Annotated in this window: 1 protein-coding gene; it reads left to right on the forward strand. The window is 70.4% G+C overall.

Annotated features, from left to right (window positions below):
* On the forward strand, positions 1-883 hold an 883-nt coding region (locus AC27KI_RS26035; protein ID WP_487116735.1), incomplete at both ends, for an RHS repeat-associated core domain-containing protein.

Here is an 883-nt window from a genome sequence, read left to right on the forward strand (position 1 = left end):
CGGCCGTGGTGCGCGCGGGCCAAAACGGCGAGCCGGTGAGCCAGGTCTTCCGCTACCGCTACGACGCCCTGGGCCGGCGCATCGCCAAGGCCGACGCCTTCGGCGAGACCACCTTCACGTGGGAAGGCCTGCGCCTGCTGCAGGAGCGCCGGGGCGGGCAATGCAGCAGCTACATCTACGAGCCGGGCAGCTACACGCCCCTGGCGCGCATCGACGGCCAGGGCGCGCTGGAGCCGGAACATCCCGCGTCCGCGCTGGCCCTGGGCGACGTGGACACCGCGCGGGGCAAGGAAAACTCCGTGCCGACCACCAATGGCGAGTGGGCGGATGCGCACCACGCGGTCGCCGGGCCGGTGGGCGGGTTGGCACGCAAGCTGGCAGCGCAGGAGGGCCCAGAGCGCCGGGCCGCCGACCAGCATGGTCCCGCTGATCCGGCACCGGTCCGGGCGGAGTCCGCGCCGGCACGCATCTACTACTTCCACACCCAGGCCAACGGCCTGCCGGAGGAGATGTCGGACCGAAACGGCAATCTGGTGTGGCGCGCCCAGTACCGGGCGTGGGGCAGCGCGGTGGCGGAGGAGTGGCAGGCATTCGATGCCGCCGGCCGGCCAGTGGGCGCCCCGGTGGCGGAAGGCTGGGCCCGGGCCAGCCAGCAGATGGCGGCGGCCCCGCAGAACCTGAGGATGCAGGGGCAGTACCTGGACCGGGAAACGGGGCTGCACTACAACACGTTCCGGTATTACGACCCGGATTTGGGGGCGTTCACGACGGCCGATCCGATTGGGCTGGCGGGGGGACTCAACCTGCATGGGTATGCGCCAAATGCCGATCGCTTGGGTGGATCCTTGGGGATGGATCAAATTGTGGAGCTAACTGGTGATGA

The sequence above is a fragment of the Acidovorax sp. KPB24-03 genome (genome assembly GCF_057546605.1).